The organism is Streptococcus sp. zg-86 (genome assembly GCF_017639855.1).
Taxonomy (GTDB): domain Bacteria; phylum Bacillota; class Bacilli; order Lactobacillales; family Streptococcaceae; genus Streptococcus; species Streptococcus zhangguiae.
In genome coordinates this window covers 346386-369996 of the sequence record NZ_CP072115.1, presented here as the reverse complement: position 1 = coordinate 369996, position 23611 = coordinate 346386, and the positions used below count along the sequence as shown (strand labels likewise).

Genomic DNA, 23611 nt, shown 5'->3' with positions numbered 1-23611 from the left:
TAGTATAATAAATGTAAGAAAATGGATGTTACCACTAAGCTAGAAAGGATTTCTCATGAAGATTCCCAAATATCAACAAATACAAAATGACCTACGTCAACAAATCATCTCAGGAAAATTTGAAAATGGTGATAAATTTTATACCGAAGCTGAGCTCACAAAACTCTATAGCGTTAGCTCTATCACTGTTATCCGTGCTGTAAATGAATTAGTCAAGGACGGCTATCTAGTCCGGCAACAAGGAAAGGGTACCTTCGTATCTCGCTCTCGCAAGGGGAAATTGGTTGAGTTTTCCGATATTGAAGTCTTCCCACTTGAGCAAGATAGTGTGCAAGTATTAGCCTGTGAAAAAGGCAATGATCCTCGTATCCTTGAAACCCTTCAATTGGATAAAAATGACTATTACTACAAAATTAGCCGCATTCGCTCTGTAGGCGATACGCCTTATATCTATCACCAGTCCTACATTCCTGCTCGTTACCTCCAGCAACCAGAAGCACCCCTAGAGCATTTCCAATCCATATACCAACGCTTCAAATTGGATTTCAATCTCCACATGTCAGAAGAATTGTATTCTGAAACAAACGAGGTAGTCTTTCCAGCACCCAAAGAAGTACAAAAACACCTGCAGCTAAAATCAAAAGAACCCGTTATCTTACAAATTCGGACAACCAAACGAACAGGCAGCGAAGAAGTCTTGGAATACATTGAAACCTATAAACATTGGAAATTCTTTAAATTTGAAATTGTTGCCAATAAACATTAAAACGGAGCCTATTTCGGCTCCGTTTTAGTGTTCATTTCTACTCTATTTTATATAACAACAAAATCAAAGATAAACTAGAAGTTCTTTAACGATATCCTTATTTGAGTTTAGATGAATCCTGTTCTCCACGCGTATGGCTAATCTTATATCGAAACTGATCGGCCCGTGCAATACTAAAAGTATACTCAATGATACGATTTTTATCATTATAAGTCTTACGAATCAAATGCAAAACCGCATCTCCATTTTGAATATCAAGTAAACGAGCCTCATTTTCAAGCGCAATACTAGCATAAAATTCCTCTTCTGCCAAGCGAATCACCTGTTCAAAATCTTCTGCAAAAATTTCATATAAGGGCTTTACCTGCAATTCCTTTTCAGAAAGAGATTCAAATAGGACTGCTGGTACATACGTTCGCTCCAACATCATTGGAATACCGTCAGCTAATCGGAGGCGTTCCAATTCAAAAACAGGATCATCAACTGCTACCTGTAATCGCTGCGCTAAATAATCAGTCGCCTGAATCTTCTCAAAAGATAAAATCTGCGTTTTCGGAACACGACCAACACGTCTCATTTGATCTGTAAAACTATAGGCCATTGACAAATCAACTGCTTGATGACTCACTTCTGACACAAAAGTTCCCTTACCGTGCACCTTATACACCAAGCCACGTTTTTCTAACTCTTGCAAGGCCAAACGAACCGTAATACGACTGACCCCGTAAACCTGTGTTAATTCTCTCTCAGAAAGTAGTTTCTCATTCGCCTCTAGCTTCTCTCGAATCTCTGTTTCAAGTGTCTCCACTAGTTGAAGATAAAGAGGCTTTGTATTTGATAAATCAGCCATCATACTCACTCCTTACCGGTTATAACCACTTTAAGTATAGGCTATTTTTGAAGGAATTGCAAGCTGAATCGTGAAGCTAGAAAGTTTTTTCGACAAAGAAAACAAGACTTGAAACCTAGAGAACTGTTTTTAAGGGAACAATACCAGACTTAGAATTTAGGGTAGGTATTTTCAACGAAAAATACAAGACTTAGGATTTAGGAAAGAATTTTGCAATGAAAAATGCGAGACTTGAAACCTAGAGAGCTTTTTTCACAAAAGAAAGCAATCTTTAAATATAGGAACAAAAAATTTTCTCTAGACTCCCTCTGGTCGTGAAGAGACAAGAAACAGCATTTGCCTGAATAATAATCGTGCGAGCGGTCCTGCAACCAAAAAATTCAGCGGGAAAGCCATCAGGGCATTACTCAACCAAGCAACTCGATAAGTCGCAAAGCTAATAGGAACTCCATTTACAATCAAACCATATAAAGACATCATACTAACCATACAAAAGGCCATTGTCCCTGAAATAGTGAGAATTTTTTGCCAATCTTTTACAGGATTTGGTAATCGATTTAACACCTTAAAAGCAGCCGCTTTAGCGATTGGTCCAACTAGCAACGTATCTAAGGTAAAAGCGACAAGAAAAGCAGGGCCAAACCCCATCACAACGGAACTCCATGACAGTCTTCCAACTAAAAACAGATTCCAACAGCTCATTCCAAGTACCATAAAACCACACATTAACACGGTAAACAGGAAGGCTTCTTTTACATTTTTGGGCATATCCATCTCCTTTTTGTTACTAAAGAGCTATTCTATCATATTTGAAAATTTCATGTAAGCGATTTGCATAAGAAAACGTTTTATACTAAAAAATGAAAAAGCTACTTCGTGTGTCTAATAGAACAATACTCTACTGAAAGAAACTTTTGTCTAACAAAGCAATACTTTAAGTGAAAAACTGACTTGAGATTACGAAAGATCCCTTATACTGAAAAAAAAGAAGATAAAACTCTTCTTTTTTAAATAAAATCATTTTCCGGTTATTTGCTGACCTGTCGTTTGGACAGCTTCACAACGCACTCGGTCCTTGCAGTATGGGGGAACATATCGACTGACTGAATATAATCTACTTGATAGACCTTTGCTAGCTGAACCAAATCACGAGCCAAGGTTGATACATTACAAGACACATAAACCATTTTTTCTGGTTGATAACGCACAATGGTTTCAAGTAATCGCTCATCTAATCCTGTCCTTGGCGGATCAACAATGAGGGCATCAGCCCGATAGCCTTCCTTATACCAACGCGGGATAATCTCCTCAGCCAGTCCTGCTTCATAGTGGGCATTGTCTAATCCGAGCGCTGTCGCATTGCGTTTTGCATCCTCAATGGCTTCTGGAATAATATCCATTCCACGCAAACTCTTCACCTTTTTTGCAAAGGCAAAGCCAATCGTCCCTACACCACAATAGGCATCAATCAACTGCTCATGACCTTGAATATCTAGCGCCTTAACCGCTTCTCCATATAGAATTTCTGTCTGCTCTGGATTCAACTGGTAAAAAGCACGTGGAGAAAGAGAAAATGTATAATCCAAGACAGACTCACGAATAGCCTCCTGACCCCAAATAATTTCCGTCCTATCGCCATAAATCTCACTGGACTTCTTGGTGTGCCAATTGACAGCTACCGTCACAATTTGGGGAAATTCTTCCACAAGTTCTTTTACTAAGCGAGTGAGATTCACCTGACTAGAAGTCACAAAAATCAACTGAATCTGACCAGTCTCCCGAGCTCGCCTTACCATGACAGTCCGAATGCCTCCCACACGGCGCTCATCGTAAATCGGAATCCGGTGCTTGGTTAGCAAAACAGTCACCTGATTAATCACAGCCTGCGTCACCTGATCCTGTACTAAACAGTCCTGAATGGCAATCAAGCGATGAGAATGCTCCGCATACAAGCCAGCCTGCACCTTCCCTTTGGTCAAACGCGTTTGAAACTGTAATTTTGCGCGGTAATATTTCGGCTCTTTCATCCCAATTGTAGGCCGAATCTCATACTCTTCAAAACCAGCTGGTTGAAATTTCTTCAGTGCTTGTTGCAACAAATCTGTTTTAAAGTCCAACTGACGATCATATCGCAAATGCATGATTTGACAGCCACCACATGCCTCATATAAAGGGCATTCTGGCTCTACTCGAAACTTGGAAGGACGATTGACCTTGAGCAAGCGAGCCTCAACAAAATTTCGTTTGACAGCCGTCACCTGACAATAGACTTCCTCACCCTTTAAAGCTCCAGGAACAAAAACCAAGGTCTTCTGATAAAAACCAATTCCTTCGCCATTAATCCCCATTCGCTTAATCTTTAGGACAAACCGTTGTTTTACTTGTATACTCATGATACTATTTTACCGAAATTTCGTGTATAATGAAAGAATGAAAATTACAAAACTTGAAAAGAAAAAACGACTCTACCTCCTCGAACTAGATAAGGAACAGCAACTCTACATTACAGAAGATACCATTGTTCGTTTCATGCTCAGCAAAGACAAGGACATCACACCAGAAGAACTAATCCAAATTCAAGCCTTTGCCCAGTTATCCTACGGAAAAAATCTCGCACTCTACTATCTCTCCTTCAAACAACGTACCCGCAAGGAAGTCCAACTCTATTTGGAGAAATACGAGCTTGAACCAAGTATTATCCCCAAAATTCTTAACAATCTTGAAACTGACAATTGGATCAACGACTCAAAATACGTCGAAACCTTTCTTTACCAAAACCAATTATCTGGCGACAAGGGCCCACAAGTGCTCAAACAAAAACTCTCTCAAAAAGGTATCCCCCTCTCACTCATTGAAGAAGAACTCCAAAAGATTGATTTTATGCCAATTGCAGAGCGTGTTGTCCAAAAAATCTGGAAAACATATGCTAGTAAACTTCCTCATAAAGCCTTACAGGATAAGTTAGTCCAATCATTGATGACAAAAGGATTTCCCTATACGCAAGCTAAGGCTGCTCAACACTCTCTCGAATTAACATCCGATGAAAGCCTAGATGAAGAACTCCTTCAAAAAGAACTTGAAAAACAATACCGCAAATATAGTCGCAAATACGACGGTTATGAATTGAAGCAACGCTTAATACAAGCTCTCATGCGCAAAGGTTACGATTACCAGCAAATAAAAAGTGCCTTACGCGAATTTCTCTGACAAATGATCCCTCAATTTCCGAACAAAGAGTAAGAGTCAGTAAAATTTTTTCCTATTCCTTAAAAGTTATGATATAATAATAAAGATTAAACTTAAATTGTAGAAAGTTGGTAACCAAGTGAAATTACCAAAAGAAGGCGACTTTATTACAATTCAGAGTTATAAACATGATGGCTTATTGCACCGCACCTGGCGCGATACCATGGTACTAAAAACAACAGAAAATGCTATTATCGGTGTAAACAACCATACCTTGGTCACCGAAAATGATGGCAGACGTTGGGTCACCAGAGAACCCGCTATTGTCTATTTTCATAAGAAATATTGGTTTAACATCATTGCCATGATTCGTGAAAACGGCGTATCCTATTACTGCAATCTAGCAAGCCCTTTCGTTCTTGACAACGAAGCTCTCAAATACATTGACTACGATCTCGATGTCAAAGTCTTTGTCGATGGAGAAAAACGCTTATTAGATGTTGACGAATATGAACGTCATCGTAGACAGATGAATTATCCAACCGATATTGATTTTATTCTTAAAGAAAATGTCAAAATCCTTGTAGACTGGATTAACAACAAACGCGGTCCCTTCTCTCAAGCCTATGTCAATATTTGGTACAAACGATATTTAGAACTACGAAATCGTTAAAGTTGCATACAGAAAAACCTGATTTTCAGGCTTTTTTCTTACAAATAAAAGGAATGAATATGGCATTTACAAATACTACCGGAAGATATGCTAGCTTCAGCACTGTCACCTCATTACCTGGTAACGTGATTGATAGCATTTGGTATATCATTGACAACTACCTAAAACACGTTATCCCCTTGAAATCCATTATCCGATTTCAACTCACAAATAACAAAGGAAAAATAACCGTCACCTTTTCACAAGAACATTATCAAAATGCTATCTCCATTGACCTCCAGATTCCCTTTGACCCACTCTATCCGCGAAAATTACTTGTAATTGATAAAAAAGGCCAGGAAACTATTGTCTTACCAGATGAATTGCAGTTCTGATGAATACTCATGGGTGATAATGGATTGTTAACACCTACCCCCTATATTTTCTCTAGGAGCTAGCTTTTTAGCTTCACATGAACTACAGTTTATGATGAACAAAAACCAACTAATCTACTTTAATAGTAAGCGTCCAATAAGCGAGTATATTGAAAAAGGCTCCAAAGTCATGTTGACTCTGGAACCTTTTTTCTATTTACACGCTCTCTTAATTTTTCGTCCCATGGCAAATAAGCCTCTAGCACCTCTTTTTTTGCGAGTGTCTCCTCGTTAGGTAGATTGTCTAGAAGATAAGTCATCTATTTCTCTGAATCAAGGCCACATCGCTTTGCCGTTTCCAAAAGACTCAAAATGATAGCTATCGACTTGGCTCCCTCAAAGCTCTGAGAAAAAAGCCAATTTTTATGACCCATAACCAAGGGCTTCATAGCCCTCCCGGCTATGTTGTTAGACAAGACGAAGTTACCATCCGAGAGAATAGTTCGGAAGGTGGCTTCGTATTTGAGGCAATACTCCATTGCAGCACCCAATTTGGAGCCTAGTAAAACAGCTTGCTTACGGCACCAGTCGAAGAAGTCATCCATCAAAGGGGCTAACTCTGTCTGGTGTTTATGCAATCGCTCCTCGCTAGACAAATCTGCCCAGTCATTCTCCAAGGCAAATAAGCGATCGAAATAGGCTAATTCCTTAGCTGCTAAGGAGGTCTTGTCCGTCTTCTTAGGAATTGCTTCAAAAAACTTTCTTCTGACATGAGCCCAACAACCAACTGGCTGAGCTTTGTCTAACTGCCGATAGGAACTCAGCGGTTCGCAGTTTACCAAGCTTAGCGTCGCTTCGTTCCTCAAGCTTGGACTGCTATCGCATAGGCAGAACTAGAGGACTAAAGTCCTAAGTTACTGCCGTAACATGTCACAATGTACATAGCCTGCGTAATCCCCAAGAAATTCCTCCACAACTAAACAACTCCGGCGTTTGTCATGATGATAGAGGGTGATGCCCTTTTTCTCATGCTTCCCAAACAAGAAGGTCAACTGGCTATCATTTTCCAAGACCTTATAGGAGGTTTCATCCGCATGGAGAATAGGCTGTTTCAGTAATTTCTCGTGCAACAGATTATAAATCGGCTCGAAATAATACTGACTAGACTTGATGTGCCAGTTAGCCATTTCCTTCCGCCTGATTGGTAAGCCAAGATTATGCCAATCCTCTTCCTGTCGGTAATTCGGGACCTTCTGATTGAACTTCTGATGAATAGTGTGGGCGATGATAGAAGCTGAACCTAAGCTATGTGCCAAAGGGGCCTTAGGAACAGGAGCTTTGATAATCTTATCGCTCAGATTCTTCTGACTACATGCTTGACATTTATAGGCATGTTGGACATGGTCAATCCGTTTTAATTGTGCAGGAATGAAGACCAACTCTTGTCGTTGAACAGTTGAGCCAATCTCCTTCCGACTGACCATGACAGTCTGGACAATTGCAGTCTTCACCCTGCAATCCGTGATGAACAATCTCTGGAGTGAACCGACTAAAAATAGCCTGACAAACTCCCTTAGCTTTCTTACGTTTATAGGTAATAGTTTCTGTTTCAACTAGGTAAGTCAGATTCTTCCTGAGGAAGAATCTGACTTACCAAACAAGCTCAACTGACCAGGTTGATACGCAACCTTCTCTAATGACTTTCCGTAGAGTTTCTGCCTCAGATAATCAATCTGTTCACGAAGGAGAGTCAACTCGTTGGTCATTATTTCGATGGTTTTGGTTAGACTTTCAATCCCTTTATCTTGTGACTCCATGGACTTACTTCCTTCTTTTTATCTCATTATACCTAAAGAAAAGCCATGATTTCAATCGAAATCACGACTTTTTAAAACAGTTATTTTAGACGGATTGAAAATCCTTTCATGAGCCAATCAACTTGTTCTGATGTTAAGGCTCTTACTTCATTTTCATCATTAGACCAAGTCAATTTCCCATTCTCAAAACGCTTATAAAGCATCCAAAATCCTTGTCCGTCCCAGTAAAGAGCTTTGAACCGGTCTTTTCGACCTCCACAGAAAAGATAAACCTGACCTGAGAAGGAATACAGGTTGAACTGACTTTTGACAAGATAGGCCAGAGAATCAATGCCCTGTCTCATATCGGTTTTCCCACAAACAAAATAGACTTGCCCTAAATCATTGAGTCGGATGGTCCTAGAGCAATACCTTATCCAAGATTGTTTCTAACACCTCTTGGTTGATAGATTGGAAGAATGTGACTTCCACTTTTCCAAGACGAATTTTCATCAGAATAGCGTTTCTGCTTTTCTTATCAAAGCGTCGAGATTAGGGAACAATCAATGGGACGATGGGGTATGACATAAAAAAGCCTCCAGTTTTGTTTTTTTAACAGTATACTGGATGTGGGAGTGGTTGGATAGGTACCTTATTATTGGGCGGTTACCTCTAATATTCAGCTGAGATTAAAACAATATTTCAATAGATAAAAAACTTTGTCATTTCATATAGTAACTAAAACTACTATTGAAATGACAAAGTTTTTTAATAATTAGAAATCGGGAAGACAGGATTCGAACCTGCGACACCTTGGTCCCAAACCAAGTACTCTACCAAGCTGAGCTACTTCCCGCTCCTATCTAAAAATAAATCTCCCCTAATGTTCCATTAAGCGAGCGATGCACCCTAGAGGAGTCGAACCTCTAACCGCCTGATTCGTAGTCAGGTACTCTATCCAGTTGAGCTAAGGGTGCCTATCTTTGAATGCCGAGGACCGGAATCGAACCGGTACGATGTTGCCATCGCAGGATTTTAAGTCCTGTGCGTCTGCCAGTTCCGCCACCCCGGCCTCTTCAAGCGAACGACGGGATTCGAACCCGCGACCCCCACCTTGGCAAGGTGGTGTTCTACCACTGAACTACGTTCGCATTTATCCCTCTATGCCGGCTACATGACTTGAACACGCGACCCTCTGATTACAAATCAGATGCTCTACCAACTGAGCTAAGCCGGCCTATTTTCCTATTTATGCGGGTTAAGGGACTTGAACCCCCACGCCCGAAAGCGCCAGATCCTAAATCTGGTGCGTCTGCCAATTCCGCCAAACCCGCAATGACCCGTGCTGGGCTCGAACCAGCGACCCTTTGATTAAAAGTCAAATGCTCTACCAACTGAGCTAACGAGTCGATTTATTAATCGCTATCGTATCATAAGGATACAAACTTCAATCAATCTATTACATTAATTGAACGGTCCCGACGGGAATCGAACCCGCGATCTTCGCCGTGACAGGGCGACGTGATAACCGCTACACTACGGGACCTTCCTACGTTTTATAACGTATGGGAGTTAACGGGATCGAACCGCTGACCCTCTGCTTGTAAGGCAGATGCTCTCCCAGCTGAGCTAAACTCCCTTGATGTGAGGAGAGTATCTCTCCTCCGTTGCTAAGCGACTACCATATCTCACAGGGGGCAACCCCCAACTACTTCCGGCGTTCTAGGGCTTAACTGCTGTGTTCGGCATGGGTACAGGTGTATCTCCTAGGCTATCGTCACTTAACTATCTTGAGTATACGCGAGGTTTCCCTCTTTGTCAACTCAAAATTGAATATCTACTCTTCTTTAACAAGTTCTTCACCTCTTCCACTGTGATTCTCGTTGAATTTTACCTATCTAGGATAAGTCCTCGAGCGATTAGTATTGGTCCGCTCCATTGCTCACACAACTTCCACTCCCAACCTATCTACCTGATCTTCTCTCAGGGCTCTTACTAACTTAACGTTATGGGAAATCTCATCTTGAGGTGGGTTTCACACTTAGATGCTTTCAGCGTTTATCCCTTCCCTACATAGCTACCCAGCGATGCCTCTGGCGAGACAACTGGTACACCAGCGGTAAGTCCACTCTGGTCCTCTCGTACTAGGAGCAGATCCTCTCAAATTTCCTACGCCCGCGACGGATAGGGACCGAACTGTCTCACGACGTTCTGAACCCAGCTCGCGTGCCGCTTTAATGGGCGAACAGCCCAACCCTTGGGACCGACTACAGCCCCAGGATGCGACGAGCCGACATCGAGGTGCCAAACCTCCCCGTCGATGTGAACTCTTGGGGGAGATAAGCCTGTTATCCCCAGGGTAGCTTTTATCCGTTGAGCGATGGCCCTTCCATACGGAACCACCGGATCACTAAGCCCGACTTTCGTCCCTGCTCGAGTTGTTGCTCTCGCAGTCAAGCTCCCTTATACCTTTACACTCTTCGATTGATTTCCAACCAATCTGAGGGAACCTTTGGGCGCCTCCGTTACCTTTTAGGAGGCGACCGCCCCAGTCAAACTGCCCGTCAGACACTGTCTCCGATAGGGATCACCTATCCGGGTTAGAGTGGCCATAACACAAGGGTAGTATCCCAACAACGCCTCCTTCGAAACTGACGTCCCGATCTCTTAGGCTCCTACCTATCCTGTACATGTGGTACAGACACTCAATATCAAACTGCAGTAAAGCTCCATGGGGTCTTTCCGTCCTGTCGCGGGTAACCTGCATCTTCACAGGTACTAAAATTTCACCGAGTCTCTCGTTGAGACAGTGCCCAAATCATTACGCCTTTCGTGCGGGTCGGAACTTACCCGACAAGGAATTTCGCTACCTTAGGACCGTTATAGTTACGGCCGCCGTTTACTGGGGCTTCAATTCAGATCTTCGCGTTACCGCTAAACCCTCCTCTTAACCTTCCAGCACCGGGCAGGCGTCACCCCCTATACATCATCTTACGATTTAGCAGAGAGCTGTGTTTTTGATAAACAGTTGCTTGGGCCTATTCACTGCGGCTCAGTCTAGCTGAGCACCCCTTCTCCCGAAGTTACGGGGTCATTTTGCCGAGTTCCTTAACGAGAGTTCTCTCGCTCACCTGAGGCTACTCGCCTCGACTACCTGTGTCGGTTTGCGGTACGGGTAGAGTATGATACATCGCTAGAAGCTTTTCTTGGCAGTGTGACATCACTCACTTCGCTACTAATCTTCGCTCCCCATCACAGCTCAACGTTACAGGTATAAGCATTTGACTCATACCACGCCTCACTGATTAGCCGGACTCTTCCAATCGTCCGGTTGAGTTAGCCTACTGCGTCCCTCCATCACTTCATACTCTAGTACAGGAATATCAACCTGTTGGCCATCGGATACACCTTTCGGTCTCTCCTTAGGTCCCGACTAACCCAGGGCGGACGAGCCTTCCCCTGGAAACCTTAGTCTTACGGTGGATGGGATTCTCACCCATCTTTCGCTACTCATACCGGCATTCTCACTTCTATGCGTTCCAGCGCTCCTCACGGTACACCTTCTCCACACATAGAACGCTCTCCTACCATACCTATAAATAGGTATCCACAGCTTCGGTAAATTGTTTTAGCCCCGGTACATTTTCGGCGCAGGGTCACTCGACTAGTGAGCTATTACGCACTCTTTGAATGAATAGCTGCTTCTAAGCTAACATCCTAGTTGTCTGTGCAACCCCACATCCTTTTCCACTTAACAATTATTTTGGGACCTTAGCTGGTGGTCTGGGCTGTTTCCCTTTCGACTACGGATCTTAGCACTCGCAGTCTGACTGCCGATTATATCTCGTTGGCATTCGGAGTTTATCTGAGATTGGTAATCCGAGATGGACCCCTCACCCAAACAGTGCTCTACCTCCAAGAGACTTAACATCGACGCTAGCCCTAAAGCTATTTCGGAGAGAACCAGCTATCTCCAAGTTCGTTTGGAATTTCTCCGCTACCCACAAGTCATCCAAGCACTTTTCAACGTGCCCTGGTTCGGTCCTCCAGTGCGTTTTACCGCACCTTCAACCTGCTCATGGGTAGGTCACATGGTTTCGGGTCTATAACATGATACTAATTCGCCCTATTCAGACTCGGTTTCCCTGCGGCTCCGTCTCTTCAACTTAACCTCGCATCATATCATAACTCGCCGGTTCATTCTACAAAAGGCACGCTCTCACCCATTAACGGGCTCGAACTTGTTGTAGGCACACGGTTTCAGGTTCTATTTCACTCCCCTCCCGGGGTGCTTTTCACCTTTCCCTCACGGTACTGGTTCACTATCGGTCACTAGGGAGTATTTAGGGTTGGGAGATGGTCCTCCCAGATTCCGACGGGATTTCGCGTGTCCCGCCGTACTCAGGATTCTGCTAGGTACAGATTCTGTTTCGAATACGAGGCTCTTACTCTCTTTGGCTCCCCTTCCCAGAGGATTCTTCTACAAATTCTGAGTCCACATTGCAGTCCTACAACCCCGAAGAGTAAACTCTTCGGTTTGCCCTCCTGCCGTTTCGCTCGCCGCTACTAAGGCAATCGCTTTTGCTTTCTCTTCCTGCAGCTACTTAGATGTTTCAGTTCACTGCGTCTTCCTTCGCATGACCTTAACAGTCATGGATAACATGCATTACATGTTGGGTTCCCCCATTCGGACATCCCTGGATCAATGCTTACTTACAGCTCCCCAAGGCATTTCGTCGTTAGTCACGTCCTTCTTCGGCTCCTAGTGCCAAGGCATCCACCGTGCGCCCTTATTAACTTAACCTTATTTAACCTAATTCTTTCAAATTAGAAAACTCATTAATTCACAGCGTTTTCGGTTTATTTTCTTGTTACTATTTGATATAGATATTCAATTTTCAATGGACAATTCCTACAATCACATCCAGTGACTGTATGGAGCCTAGCGGGATCGAACCGCTGACCTCCTGCGTGCAAAGCAGGCGCTCTCCCAGCTGAGCTAAGGCCCCACAAGACCTCTCAAAATTAAAGAAGACTACGTACAGAGTTCCGTTTCCTTAGAAAGGAGGTGATCCAGCCGCACCTTCCGATACGGCTACCTTGTTACGACTTCACCCCAATCATCTATCCCACCTTAGGCGGCTGGCTCCTTTCGGTTACCTCACCGACTTCGGGTGTTACAAACTCTCGTGGTGTGACGGGCGGTGTGTACAAGGCCCGGGAACGTATTCACCGCGGCGTGCTGATCCGCGATTACTAGCGATTCCGACTTCATGTAGGCGAGTTGCAGCCTACAATCCGAACTGAGACTGGCTTTAAGAGATTAGCTTGTCGTCACCGACTTGCGACTCGTTGTACCAGCCATTGTAGCACGTGTGTAGCCCAGGTCATAAGGGGCATGATGATTTGACGTCATCCCCACCTTCCTCCGGTTTATTACCGGCAGTCTCGCTAGAGTGCCCAACTTAATGATGGCAACTAACAATAGGGGTTGCGCTCGTTGCGGGACTTAACCCAACATCTCACGACACGAGCTGACGACAACCATGCACCACCTGTCACCAGTGTTCCGAAGAAAAATCCTATCTCTAGGACGGTCACTGGGATGTCAAGACCTGGTAAGGTTCTTCGCGTTGCTTCGAATTAAACCACATGCTCCACCGCTTGTGCGGGCCCCCGTCAATTCCTTTGAGTTTCAACCTTGCGGTCGTACTCCCCAGGCGGAGTGCTTAATGCGTTAGCTACGGCACTGAGTCCCGGAAAGGACCCAACACCTAGCACTCATCGTTTACGGCGTGGACTACCAGGGTATCTAATCCTGTTCGCTCCCCACGCTTTCGAGACTCAGCGTCAGTTACAGACCAGAGAGCCGCTTTCGCCACCGGTGTTCCTCCATATATCTACGCATTTCACCGCTACACATGGAATTCCACTCCCCCCTTCTGCACTCAAGTTCGACAGTTTCAAAAGCATACTATGGTTAAGCCACAGCCTTTTACTTCTGACTTATCAAACCGCCTGCTCTCGCTTTACGCCCAATAAATCCGGACAACGCTCGGGACCTACGTATTACCGCGGCTGCTGGCACGTAGTTAGCCGTCCCTTTCTGGTAAGTTACCGTCACTTAGCGGATTTTCCACTCCCGCTAACGTTCTTCTCTTACAACAGAGCTTTACGATCCGAAAACCTTCTTCACTCACGCGGCGTTGCTCGGTCAGGGTTCCCCCCATTGCCGAAGATTCCCTACTGCTGCCTCCCGTAGGAGTCTGGGCCGTGTCTCAGTCCCAGTGTGGCCGATCACCCTCTCAGGTCGGCTATGTATCGTCGCCTTGGTGAGCCGTTACCTCACCAACTAGCTAATACAACGCAGGTCCATCTAGTAGTGGTGCACTTGCACCTTTCAAATACTTACCATGCAGTAAGTACTATTATGCGGTATTAGCTATCGTTTCCAATAGTTATCCCCCGCTACCAGGCAGGTTACCTACGCGTTACTCACCCGTTCGCAACTCCTCCGCTCGGTGCAAGCACCAAGCTTCAGCGTTCTACTTGCATGTATTAGGCACGCCGCCAGCGTTCGTCCTGAGCCAGGATCAAACTCTCATCAAAAGTTTGAGTCTTCACTCATTCTGTTCATCTGACAGATTTATGTTCTTTTTGTTCATTGACGGTTTATGTCTCCATAAACCACCCTGCACGTTTGGTTCGTCTTCTTTAATTTTCAAAGGTCTTGTTTGCCGCTCTCTCAAGCGACAACTATATCAGTATATCACTTCTTGTTCCTCTTGTCAACACCTTTTTGAAACTTTTTTATCTTTTTTTCAATTTTTTCTTTTCGGCAAGAGCACTATATACCTATCGCTGTTCTTTTCAGCTAATCTAATATACTATATTCTATACCTTATTGTCAAGAAAATAATGCACTTTTTTTCATTATCCTAAGCAATTAGCACCTCCAAGGCCTGACTGTTGCGTAGACTTCGGAGGTGCTTCACTTATCAGATTATGTAATGGTTAAGATCTCATCAAAGTCATTAAGTGAAACGTTTTGAATTTTGTCATTTTGAAAATTTCAAAACAAAAAAAAGCAGGCTCTATAATTTCTGTAGTTGGTAAGTGCCACTGAGGAGATGACAGGGCTTTTTCAGTATAGAAAAAAGTCCCATATAATTTATAATGAAAAGCGACGAAACTCACATTAGAAAGAATCATATGGAACCACTTAATAACACCACAAATCTTATCGGAATAAAAGATAAAAATATCACCATCACTTCCGCTTACAAACTCAATCCTATATCCTCCTTCAAGCAACCTTGGATTATCCGTCTCTTCCTTGTCCTCACTGCCAAGGAAAAATGATAAAGTATGATTTTCAACAAGAATCCTCTATTCCTATTCTTGATATTCAAGGTTTTCCTACACTTCTAAAACTTAGAAAACGTCGCTTTAAATGTAATTCCTGTCTACGTGTATCCGTAGCGCAAACCCCTCTCGTTAAAAAACAGCATCAAAGTTCTCAACCTGTCTGGGATAAAATCACACAACTACACACGGAAAAACTGACAAATTCAGCTATTGCTAGAAGACTACACGTCTCTGTCTCTACCGTTCAGAGAAAACTGACTCAATTCTCCTTCAAGGAGCACTTCACACGATTGCCTGAAATCATCTCTTGGGATGAATTCTCTCGAAATAAGGGAAAACTTGCCTTTATTTTCAAACCAAAAACATTATCACCATTCTTGAGAATAATCGCCAAACAACCATTAAAAACTACTTCCTCAAATACCCCAGAGAGGTGAGGGAAAACGTCAGAGTCATCACCGTAAATCTGTTTGGAAACTACATTCCTATCATTAAATTCTTATTCCCGAAAGCTAAGATTGTCCTCAATCGTTTTCATATCATTCAGCACCTTAACCGAGCCATGATAGCCACTCGGATTGCCATTATGAAGAACTTTGACAAGCACTCTCTCCTTTATCGAGCTATGAAACAGCATTGGAGAATCCTCCAAAAGGACAGTCGGAAACTCTCTAACAAACTCTTTTATTCTCGAACATTTAGACAAACAGTAACTCCTAGAGAAGTAGTGCAAAAGACTTTAGACTTGTCACAAGAACTGAGGTACTATTATGACATGTATCAGCTCTTGCTTTTCCATTTTCAGCAGAAGAACAGCGAAAAATTTTTCGAACTGATAAAGGACTATTTACCTACTGTGAATACTACTTTCAAAACAGTCTTTACAACCTTTCTCAAATACAGACAATACGTCACGTTACCAATACACTTGAATGTCCTTATTCAAGCCATAAACTCGAAGCAACCAACAATCTCATCAAGGACATCAAACGCCAAACTGGAGGCTACAAATAACATCATCAAAGTCATCAAGCGTAATGCCTTTGGATTTCGGAACTTTGAAAACTTCAAAAAGCGGATTTTGATTGCCATCAACATCAAAAAAGAGAAGACCAAGATGGTCCTCTCTAGATGTTAGTTTTTCATCTACCCACTACAGTTGACAAAGGGCCAAAAAGAAAGGGAACAGCAATGTTACTTAGTGTGTTCTCTTACTTTTTAATTTTGTGTATTGACTATCCTAGACGTTGTTTTGCATCAGCAGCGCGTTGGAAGGCCTGTCCAATATAGTTAATACATAACATCATCACTAAGATAAAGACTGCAGCTGGTAGCCAAATCCAAGTTTTGTTTTCCAAGATATCTGCATTTCGAGCATTTGAAATTAAGGTTCCCAAACTTGGTACAGTTGCAGGAAGACCAAAACCTAAGTAAGTAAGGGAAGTTTCAATCCCGATATTTCCTGCAAAGTTCAATGTAAGGTTAACAATAATCAACGAACTAAGGTTTGGCAAAATCTCACGGAACATAATCATGAAATCACTTGTTCCCAAGGTTTTTGATGCGCTTACGTAGTCTAAGCTTGCTTCAGATAGAGTTCTTGTTCTGAAGAGCCTTGCCTTATATGTCCAAGCAAACAAACTCATAATGAAGATAAAGTGATAGATTGTATAGTTTTTAACAACTGTAACAAATACAATAATCATCATCAAACTTGGCAAAATCAAGATAAAGTCAACAATTCGCATCAGGAAACCATCGAAGCGTCCACCGTAGTAACCAGCAACGATACCAAGTGAAACTCCAACAATACTTGTAATAATGGTAATAGAGAATCCAATCACAATCGAATTACGAGCCCCGATAATCAGTTGACCAAAAATGTCTTTGCCACCCTCGTCCGTTCCTAAGATATGACCATCTATTCCCGGCTCTAGGTAGCGTCCAAGCAGGTTTACTTTCATTACTTCTTCTTGATTAAGAAGAATCGCCCCGACAAATACTCCAACTAAGATAGCTACTAATAGAAATAGCGAAACCAAAGCTACTTTATCTTTTGCAAATTCTCTAGCAATAACACGTAATCCCCCTGGAGGAGTAGATGCCGTGTTTTTATCTAATTTTTTATCTTTACTCACGTTTCTCCTCCTCTACTTAATCCGAATTCGTGGGTCTACAATACTCATGATAATATCAGATAGCAAGGTCCCTAGTAAGGTTCCAAAACCAAACATGAGCAAGAGGGCTAAAATGACACTGTAATCACGACCTGAAAGTGATGAAATAAAGAGTTGTCCCATACCAGGATAAGTGAAAATATTTTCAACAAAGATAGAACCACCAATTAGCCCTGTTAATTCATATCCCAAGAAAGCCGCAATCGGCAAGATTGAGTTACGGAAAATGTGACGGTTATATACCACTTTTTCTGGTACACCTTTGGCACGAGCTGTACGGACATAGTCTTGGTTTTTCGCATCAATGATACCCGTTCTGAGATACTGAATCGTACTCGTTGTTGATAAAATGGCTAATGTCAAGGCCGGCAAAATCATGTGGTGCAAACGACTAAAGATTGCTGCCAAACCTGTCAAACCAGAAGCTACTGTTCCACGCGTTGGGAACCAGCCAAGTGAAAAGCCAAACAACCATAATAGAAGAATAGCAAAGATAAATGTTGGTGTTGAAAAAGTCAAGAAATTGTAAACATTGATAACTTTATCTGCTACAGAATTTTGATAACGTCCCGCAATCATACCAAGTGGCAAGGCAATCAAATAGGTAATCACCATGGTCAATAGAGATAACCAGATTGTATTACTTAGCCGTTGGCCGATAATGGTCATAACTGGTTGTTTAAAGAAAACACTCTGACCAAAATCTCCATGTAAGATATTACCAACCCATCTGAAATATTGGATGTGAATTGGGTCATAGTAACCGTACTGGATACGCAATCTTTCAATTGCTGCTGGGTCAATACTTGGATCAATTTGACCTGTAAATGGATCTCCTGGCATCAACTTAGCAAAGGCGAAGGCAATAACACTAAGAATGATAATTTGAGGCACCATGAGTAGTAAGCGCCGTAATATTGTTTTCCACATGCTTAGTTACCTCCTTTCACAGCTGGCAAAGCAACACGATGAGTTGCTGAGAAATTTGTTAAATCAAATACACGACCATTTTCATCGTAGAAAATACTTTGTTTTTCCTGATATTCTGCTTCTGACGCTAAGCGGCGCTGCTTATTTTCCTTGCGATTGAGTGGATCGATACTTGGGATAGCAGATAATAGGCGTTTTGTATAGATATGCTGTGGATTGTTATAAATATCTTCTTTGTTTCCAGTCTCTACAAAGCGTCCACGATACATGATATAGAGCTCATCACACATGTGTTGAACAACTCCAAGGTCATGCGAAATAAACAGATAGCTCAACTTGTACTCGTCTTGAATGCGTTTCATATAGTTCAACACTTGCGCTTGCACAGACAAGTCCAAGGCAGATACCGGCTCATCTGCAATAATCAAACGAGGATTACTTGCTAAGGCACGTGCGACACCAATCCGTTGACGTTGTCCACCTGAAAATTCATGCGGGTATTTTACCAGAGCTTCTTCTGTTAACCCAATCGTATCCAACAATTGAAGAACTCTCTTCTTTTCTTCATCTGGTGACAGACGGTCAAAATTGCGAATAGGCTCGGCAATGATATCCAAAATCCGCTTTTTCGGATTGAAACTAGAGAGAGAATCTTGGAAAATCATTTGAACATCTCGGTTAAAGTTTCCTTTTTTACGGCGTGGTTTGTTGGTCACATCTTGGCCTTCATAAATAATCTGCCCCGTAGTTGAACGCTCCAAACCAATAATCGTCTTCCCGATTGTCGATTTCCCTGAACCAGATTCTCCTACAAGTCCGTAGGTTTTTCCTTCTTCAAATTCAAGATTTACACCATCCACGGCATAAACATGGTCTGTTACACGGTTAAAGAAGCCACTACGGATAGGGTAATGAACTTTTAAATCTTTTACTTCAATAAATCCCATTAGTTCGCTTCCTCCTCAAAATAGAATGTCTCATGGCAAGTACAACGAACAAAGTGGTTTGGTCCTACTTCATGCATTGTTGGATTTTCTTCATGAGCTTCTGAACTAATCCAAGGAATACGTGGTGCAAATCGACAACCAGTACGAAGCATTTTCGTCAATGGAGGAACTGCCCCGTCAATAACGTGCAAGTCACCACCCTCATCACTCGATTGTGGATTTGACTTCAGCAATGAGCGTGTATAAGGATGTTTTGGATTAGTAAATAATTCTTCAACTGGCGCAACTTCTACGAATTGTCCACCGTACATAACCGCTACACGGTCTGCTGTTTCTGCTACGACACCCAAATCGTGCGTGATTAAGATAATTCCTGACCCAGTTTCTGCTTGGATTTCATTTAATAAATCCAAAATTTGTGCTTGAATCGTCACATCTAAGGCAGTCGTTGGCTCATCTGCAATAATAATCGGCGGTTTACATGACAAGGCAATCGCAATCACAATCCGTTGGCGCATTCCGCCTGATAGTTCGTGCGGATACTGCTTAAAAGTTCGTTTTGGATTTGGAATTCCTACTTGTTCCAATAATTCCAAGACACGAGCTGTCCGCTGTTCTGCGTTCATATCCGTATGGTAATACAAGGCTTCATCAATTTGGGCACCGATGGTCATTAATGGATTTAAAGAAGCCAATGGATCCTGAAAAATCATTCCGATGTCATTTCCACGAATCTTATTGTAATTCGCTTCACTCATTCCAACCAATTCCTTATCTTGGTATTGAATTTGCCCATTAATTTTTGTATTCAATGGATTGTGAAGTCCCATAATAGTGGTTGCCAAAGTGGATTTTCCACAACCAGATTCTCCTACAATTGCTAAAATTTCATTTTTTTGTAGATTAATTGACACACCATCAACGGCATCATAAAATTCATCGCCAATACGGAAACCGACGTGTAGGTCCTTAATCTCTAAAAGCGGTTTTGCATTTGTCACGCTTTTCCTCCTTCGTCATCAGCTAAGCTGCCTCTCAATAAAAATAGAATATTTATACTATTCTATCATAAATCACCCTCCTCTGCCAACTATTTCAGCAGGAGGTTCGGCGAAAATTCTTTCTAAATGATCAAATCATCTCATATCATGTTACGATTTTTTACACCAATAATTGGAAAAAGCCAACTGAGTTGGCTTTTCCAAATCTATCTATAACCAATTCGTCATGAGAGATTTTCAATATCCTATCTTACTCAGCGATACCTTTATCAGCAGTCAACTCAATTTGTTCAATTGCTGATTTAGTATCTGAACCTTTATAAGTATCGTAGTATTTCACACGTTTGTTAATTGCGGTAATCGTTTCTGATTCAAACAATGGAATTGCAAATGCTTCCTTGAAGGCATTTTCTTGCCATTTCTTGTAGTTTTCAAGATTTTTCTTCTCGTCGAACGATTCAACTGAAGCCATTGCTTCGAGTAGTTTTGTATTTTCATCTGATACATAACGAGACATGTTAAATGCATTCGTTGGTCCCCATACTTTAGGAAGCGGATCATAACCAGTACCAAATCCAGCTAGATAAGCATCAATATTCGCATCGTTTGCCTTAAGCATATCGTAGAATGAGTTCAACTCGATTGTACGTCCTGTGTAAAGTTCAACGTTCAAGCCGACTTCTTTCCACCAAGCAATGTACTGTTGTACGAGGGATTCGTTTGTTTCTGTCCGTTTACGTGCTGCAAGACTAATCTTGAATGGTTTACCATCCTTATCTTCACGGATACCATCTCCATCTACGTCTTTATATCCAGCTTCATCAAGTAATTGTTTTGCTTTTTCTGGATTGTATGTGTAACCTTCTAATTCTGAATCATGCAAGTCAGCAAAGAATGAGATGAGAAGAGAGTTTGCTGGGTGATACAAGCCATTGTAAAGTTTTTCTCCCGCTGTCTTGGTGTCAAGAGCATATCCCATTGCCTGACGCAATTTCACATCACTCATCTTAGCATTTGGATTTGTAACACTCTTCTGAGCTTCTTTGTCATAGGTACCAAAGTTAAATGATAGGTATTCATAAGAACTAGAAACTTCTCCGACAAGTGTGATGTTTTTCAAATCCTTGTAAGAATCAAGTTGATCTTCAGGCATTTCCGCAATATCATAATGACCAGCTTTCATTTCTGATACAATGGTATCTGGTGAAACAATGTCCACTTTTAATGTATCAACTTTTGGTTTGCCCTTGAAGTAGTGTTCATTTGGCACATAAGTAATCGATTCACCGTTGACAATATCTTTGATTTTAAATTTACCCAAACCAACTGTTTTAGCTGTACGTGAGTATTCGCTTGTCGCCCAGTCTTTTACTGCAATATCTTTATAGATGTGTTTTGGCATGACAAAGTGTGGCACAGTACCACCTGCATACTGCATAGAAGGATTCATTTCTTTTACAGTAAGAACAGCAGTGTAGTCATCAACCTTTTCAATACCTGAAATTTTGTCTGCTTTTCCATCTACAAACTCTTCCATTCCGACGATGTTTGTATACGAGTCGTCAAAACGGACACCTTCATAATCTTTATCAGCCATCTTTTCAATGGTGAAGATATAGTCGTCAATTGTAAATGGCTCCCCATCAGACCACTTGTAGTCTTTACCAGTCAAGCTAACCGTCAATTTCTTCGCTTCAACATCAAAATCTACCTTCGCAAGACCTGAATCGTTAAGTTTCCGGTTGCCATCATAGCCAAACATGCTCTCATCAACCATACCAGCAAAGGCAAGGTCAAGCGCATTATCTGCCAATTCATCAATCAACAGACCCGTAGCTGCTGCTGGAGATACAATAGCATAATTCAATTGTCCACCTTTAATCGCAGTACCATCATGGGTCACTTCTGTTGGAAATGTTAAGTTTGATGTAGCCGCATCTTTGCTAGATGAGCTTTTTGAACCACAAGCTGCAAGTGTTGCAACTGATAATAATGTCACACCCGCAAGAGTGAGCATTTTTGTCGACTTCTTCATAAAACACCTCTTTTTTTGTAATAAAGACTTTGCAAGTCTATGAGAGATATTATACCATAAATTTGTTAGAAAAAAAGGGATTTGTTAGAAAATTTTGCAAAAGAAATAATTTTCATTATTTTCAGACTATTTTCATGCTATTTTTAATTCTGCGTCTTCTGCTTTTATGGTATAATAATCCCAATGATAGAATGAGGTATTCCTTAATATGAAAAAACATTTCCTATTCTTGTTCTTTGTTGTAATGCTATTGCTACCATATTTCTCTGTCCATGCAACAGAGAAATATCGTACAGAAGCAGAGCACTCTATTGCAGTTGAAGCAACAACTGGAAAAATTCTCTATGAACAAGAGGCAACTACACCAACTAGCATTGGTTCAATTACCAATTTATTGACTATTTATCTAGTCTACGAAGCAATTGAACAAGGAAAATTAACACTTGATACCCCAGTTCCTATTTCTGATTATGCCTATAACTTGACCATTACATCACCTGTGACAAATATTCCTCTAGACAAACGTTCATATCCGGTCCAAGAATTGATTTACGCCTCCTTGATTGCTTCTGCAAACAGTGCAACTATCGCTCTTGCAGAACAAGTAGCAGGTAGCGAAGCTACTTTTGTTGATTTGATGAAAGAAAAACTGACATCTTGGGGGATTTCAGATGCCACTATTCTGAACTCTACTGGTTTAAGCAAAGATATGCTAGAGGACAAGCAAACTTCCGAAGAAAAAGAACCCATCGAAAATCGCCTATCTGCAATCGATGTTGCTATCATCGCCCGCCATCTAATCTTAGATTATCCGCAAGTTTTGAAGGTTACTTCTCAATCTCACTTTTCAATGAATGGAACCACTTACTATGGTACAAATCCCATGTTAAAAGGGGGAATTTATGAAAGAAGTGGATTGGACGGACTCAAGACTGCTTCTGGAACCTCTATGGTAGCAACAAGTTTAGAAAATGGCATGCGCGTTATTACCGTTGTCTTACATACAAAAGAAGGAGACCTCTATCCCGAGAAACGTTTTCTCGAAACAACCAATCTGATGAACTATGCCTATCAATATTTCACATGGACTCCTATCGTTGAAGCTGGGCAAGCGTATCAAGATAGCAAAGTCAGGGTATTCAATGGAAAAAAATCAACCATTCCTGCTGTAGCCAAGCAAGATCTCATGGTTGCAAAACGAAATCGTTATAAGAAAGAGACCACTGCAAAAACAAACGGACTTGATACTGTACTTGATGCACCTCTTAGCAAGGGGACAGTCCTTGGAACACTAACCTTAAACGACACTGATTTAATCGGACACGGCTACATTGACGAGCAACCGAGCATTGAACTAGTTGCTGCTAAAGATACTGCTACTGCAAACTGGCCATTTTCTTGGTGGAACCACTTTGTGAGGTATGTGAATGAGAAGTTATAATAAAAAAGGAAATCTCTCGCGATTTCCTCAGAACGTAGACAAACCTCACAATTCAGAAAAACATTACAATGATATTTAATTTTCTGTA

The 23611-nt window shown here is 41.8% G+C and carries 14 protein-coding genes, 10 tRNA genes, 3 rRNA genes and 3 pseudogenes; 6 read left to right on the top strand and 24 right to left on the bottom strand.

Annotated features, from left to right (window positions below; genetic code table 11):
• The first annotated feature begins 55 nt into the window (after positions 1-55).
• The gene (locus J5M87_RS01985; protein ID WP_154608088.1) at positions 56-766 is read left to right on the top strand and encodes a GntR family transcriptional regulator; all 711 of its coding nucleotides are present in this window, start codon (positions 56-58) and stop codon (positions 764-766) included.
• 97 nt (positions 767-863) lie between these two features.
• Here the strand turns inward: J5M87_RS01985 and J5M87_RS01980 are convergent, their stop codons facing one another.
• The 3 genes from J5M87_RS01980 to rlmD all read right to left on the bottom strand — a co-directional run bounded on the left by J5M87_RS01980 (position 864) and on the right by rlmD (position 4009).
• Positions 864-1616 carry a GntR family transcriptional regulator gene (locus tag J5M87_RS01980; RefSeq protein WP_154608255.1) on the bottom strand — a complete coding sequence of 251 codons (753 nt, stop codon included), beginning with the start codon at positions 1614-1616 and terminating at the stop codon, positions 864-866.
• 297 nt (positions 1617-1913) lie between these two features.
• Entirely contained in the window at positions 1914-2384 is a 471-nt protein-coding gene (locus J5M87_RS01975; RefSeq protein ID WP_154608087.1) for a DUF2798 domain-containing protein, read from the bottom strand.
• A gap of 260 nt (positions 2385-2644) precedes the next feature.
• Positions 2645-4009: a 23S rRNA (uracil(1939)-C(5))-methyltransferase RlmD gene (gene rlmD / locus J5M87_RS01970; protein WP_154608086.1), complete on the bottom strand. Its 1365-nt coding sequence runs from the start codon at positions 4007-4009 to the stop codon at positions 2645-2647.
• Between the two features lie 37 nt (positions 4010-4046).
• Between rlmD and recX the strand changes: the two genes are divergently transcribed.
• From recX to J5M87_RS01955, 3 genes are all read left to right on the top strand, one after another.
• A complete protein-coding gene (gene recX, locus J5M87_RS01965; RefSeq protein ID WP_154608085.1) occupies positions 4047-4823 on the top strand; it encodes a recombination regulator RecX in 777 nt (258 codons plus the stop codon).
• Positions 4824-4941: 118 nt separating this feature from the next.
• Positions 4942-5475 (top strand): nucleoside tri-diphosphate phosphatase, encoded by a 534-nt coding sequence (gene ntdP / locus J5M87_RS01960; protein ID WP_160463231.1) that lies wholly within the window; start codon positions 4942-4944, stop codon positions 5473-5475.
• 59 nt (positions 5476-5534) lie between these two features.
• Entirely contained in the window at positions 5535-5849 is a 315-nt protein-coding gene (locus tag J5M87_RS01955; RefSeq protein ID WP_154608084.1) for a DUF960 domain-containing protein, read from the top strand.
• Between the two features lie 299 nt (positions 5850-6148).
• Here J5M87_RS01955 and J5M87_RS09785 read toward each other — a convergent pair.
• The 16 genes and pseudogenes from J5M87_RS09785 to J5M87_RS01870 form a co-directional block, all read right to left on the bottom strand.
• Positions 6149-7312 (bottom strand): annotated as a pseudogene (locus J5M87_RS09785) (IS66 family transposase).
• Between the two features lie 125 nt (positions 7313-7437).
• Positions 7438-7645: pseudogene (locus J5M87_RS01940) on the bottom strand (IS66 family transposase).
• Between the two features lie 80 nt (positions 7646-7725).
• Positions 7726-8040, bottom strand: coding sequence for an IS66 family insertion sequence element accessory protein TnpB (tnpB, locus tag J5M87_RS01935; protein ID WP_280113863.1), 315 nt, complete (start codon positions 8038-8040; stop codon positions 7726-7728).
• 366 nt (positions 8041-8406) lie between these two features.
• Positions 8407-8480: transfer RNA gene (locus J5M87_RS01930), tRNA-Pro, on the bottom strand.
• Positions 8481-8527: 47 nt separating this feature from the next.
• Positions 8528-8601, bottom strand: a tRNA-Arg gene (locus J5M87_RS01925).
• An 11-nt stretch (positions 8602-8612) separates the two neighbouring features.
• Positions 8613-8696 (bottom strand) — tRNA-Leu (locus J5M87_RS01920).
• Between the two features lie 7 nt (positions 8697-8703).
• Positions 8704-8775: transfer RNA gene (locus J5M87_RS01915), tRNA-Gly, on the bottom strand.
• A 13-nt stretch (positions 8776-8788) separates the two neighbouring features.
• Positions 8789-8861, bottom strand: a tRNA-Thr gene (locus J5M87_RS01910).
• Between the two features lie 15 nt (positions 8862-8876).
• Positions 8877-8958, bottom strand: a tRNA-Leu gene (locus J5M87_RS01905).
• Positions 8959-8960: 2 nt separating this feature from the next.
• Positions 8961-9033 (bottom strand) — tRNA-Lys (locus J5M87_RS01900).
• 64 nt (positions 9034-9097) lie between these two features.
• Positions 9098-9170, bottom strand: a tRNA-Asp gene (locus tag J5M87_RS01895).
• 20 nt (positions 9171-9190) lie between these two features.
• A tRNA-Val gene (locus J5M87_RS01890) sits at positions 9191-9263 on the bottom strand.
• 30 nt (positions 9264-9293) lie between these two features.
• Positions 9294-9409 (bottom strand): 5S ribosomal RNA (rrf, locus tag J5M87_RS01885).
• Between the two features lie 114 nt (positions 9410-9523).
• Positions 9524-12428, bottom strand: a 23S ribosomal RNA gene (locus J5M87_RS01880).
• 132 nt (positions 12429-12560) lie between these two features.
• Positions 12561-12633, bottom strand: a tRNA-Ala gene (locus tag J5M87_RS01875).
• 52 nt (positions 12634-12685) lie between these two features.
• A 16S ribosomal RNA gene (locus J5M87_RS01870) occupies positions 12686-14233 on the bottom strand.
• Together the 16S, 23S and 5S rRNA genes with 10 tRNA genes alongside form the textbook arrangement of a ribosomal RNA operon.
• 603 nt (positions 14234-14836) lie before the next feature.
• On the opposite strand from J5M87_RS01870, the pseudogene J5M87_RS01865 reads away from it, so the two are divergent.
• Positions 14837-16130 (top strand): annotated as a pseudogene (locus J5M87_RS01865) (ISL3 family transposase).
• 97 nt (positions 16131-16227) lie between these two features.
• Here the strand turns inward: J5M87_RS01865 and J5M87_RS01860 are convergent.
• From J5M87_RS01860 to J5M87_RS01840, 5 genes are all read right to left on the bottom strand, one after another.
• The gene (locus J5M87_RS01860) at positions 16228-17130 is read right to left on the bottom strand and encodes an ABC transporter permease (protein ID WP_160463311.1); all 903 of its coding nucleotides are present in this window, start codon (positions 17128-17130) and stop codon (positions 16228-16230) included.
• 12 nt (positions 17131-17142) lie between these two features.
• Positions 17143-18099 (bottom strand): oligopeptide ABC transporter permease, encoded by a 957-nt coding sequence (opp4B, locus tag J5M87_RS01855; protein ID WP_154609083.1) that lies wholly within the window; start codon positions 18097-18099, stop codon positions 17143-17145.
• A 2-nt stretch (positions 18100-18101) separates the two neighbouring features.
• Entirely contained in the window at positions 18102-19046 is a 945-nt protein-coding gene (locus tag J5M87_RS01850) for an ATP-binding cassette domain-containing protein (protein WP_154609082.1), read from the bottom strand.
• Entirely contained in the window at positions 19046-20047 is a 1002-nt protein-coding gene (locus J5M87_RS01845) for an ABC transporter ATP-binding protein (protein ID WP_160463312.1), read from the bottom strand. The genes J5M87_RS01850 and J5M87_RS01845 overlap by 1 nt, the downstream gene beginning before the upstream one ends.
• Positions 20048-20297: 250 nt before the next feature.
• Positions 20298-22082 carry an oligopeptide ABC transporter substrate-binding protein gene (locus tag J5M87_RS01840; RefSeq protein ID WP_154609081.1) on the bottom strand — a complete coding sequence of 595 codons (1785 nt, stop codon included), beginning with the start codon at positions 22080-22082 and terminating at the stop codon, positions 20298-20300.
• 208 nt (positions 22083-22290) lie between these two features.
• On the opposite strand from J5M87_RS01840, the gene pbp3 reads away from it, so the two are divergent.
• Positions 22291-23523, top strand: a complete 1233-nt coding sequence (gene pbp3, locus J5M87_RS01835) for a D-alanyl-D-alanine carboxypeptidase PBP3 (protein ID WP_154609080.1) — start codon at positions 22291-22293, stop codon at positions 23521-23523.
• Positions 23524-23611: the final 88 nt, after the last annotated feature.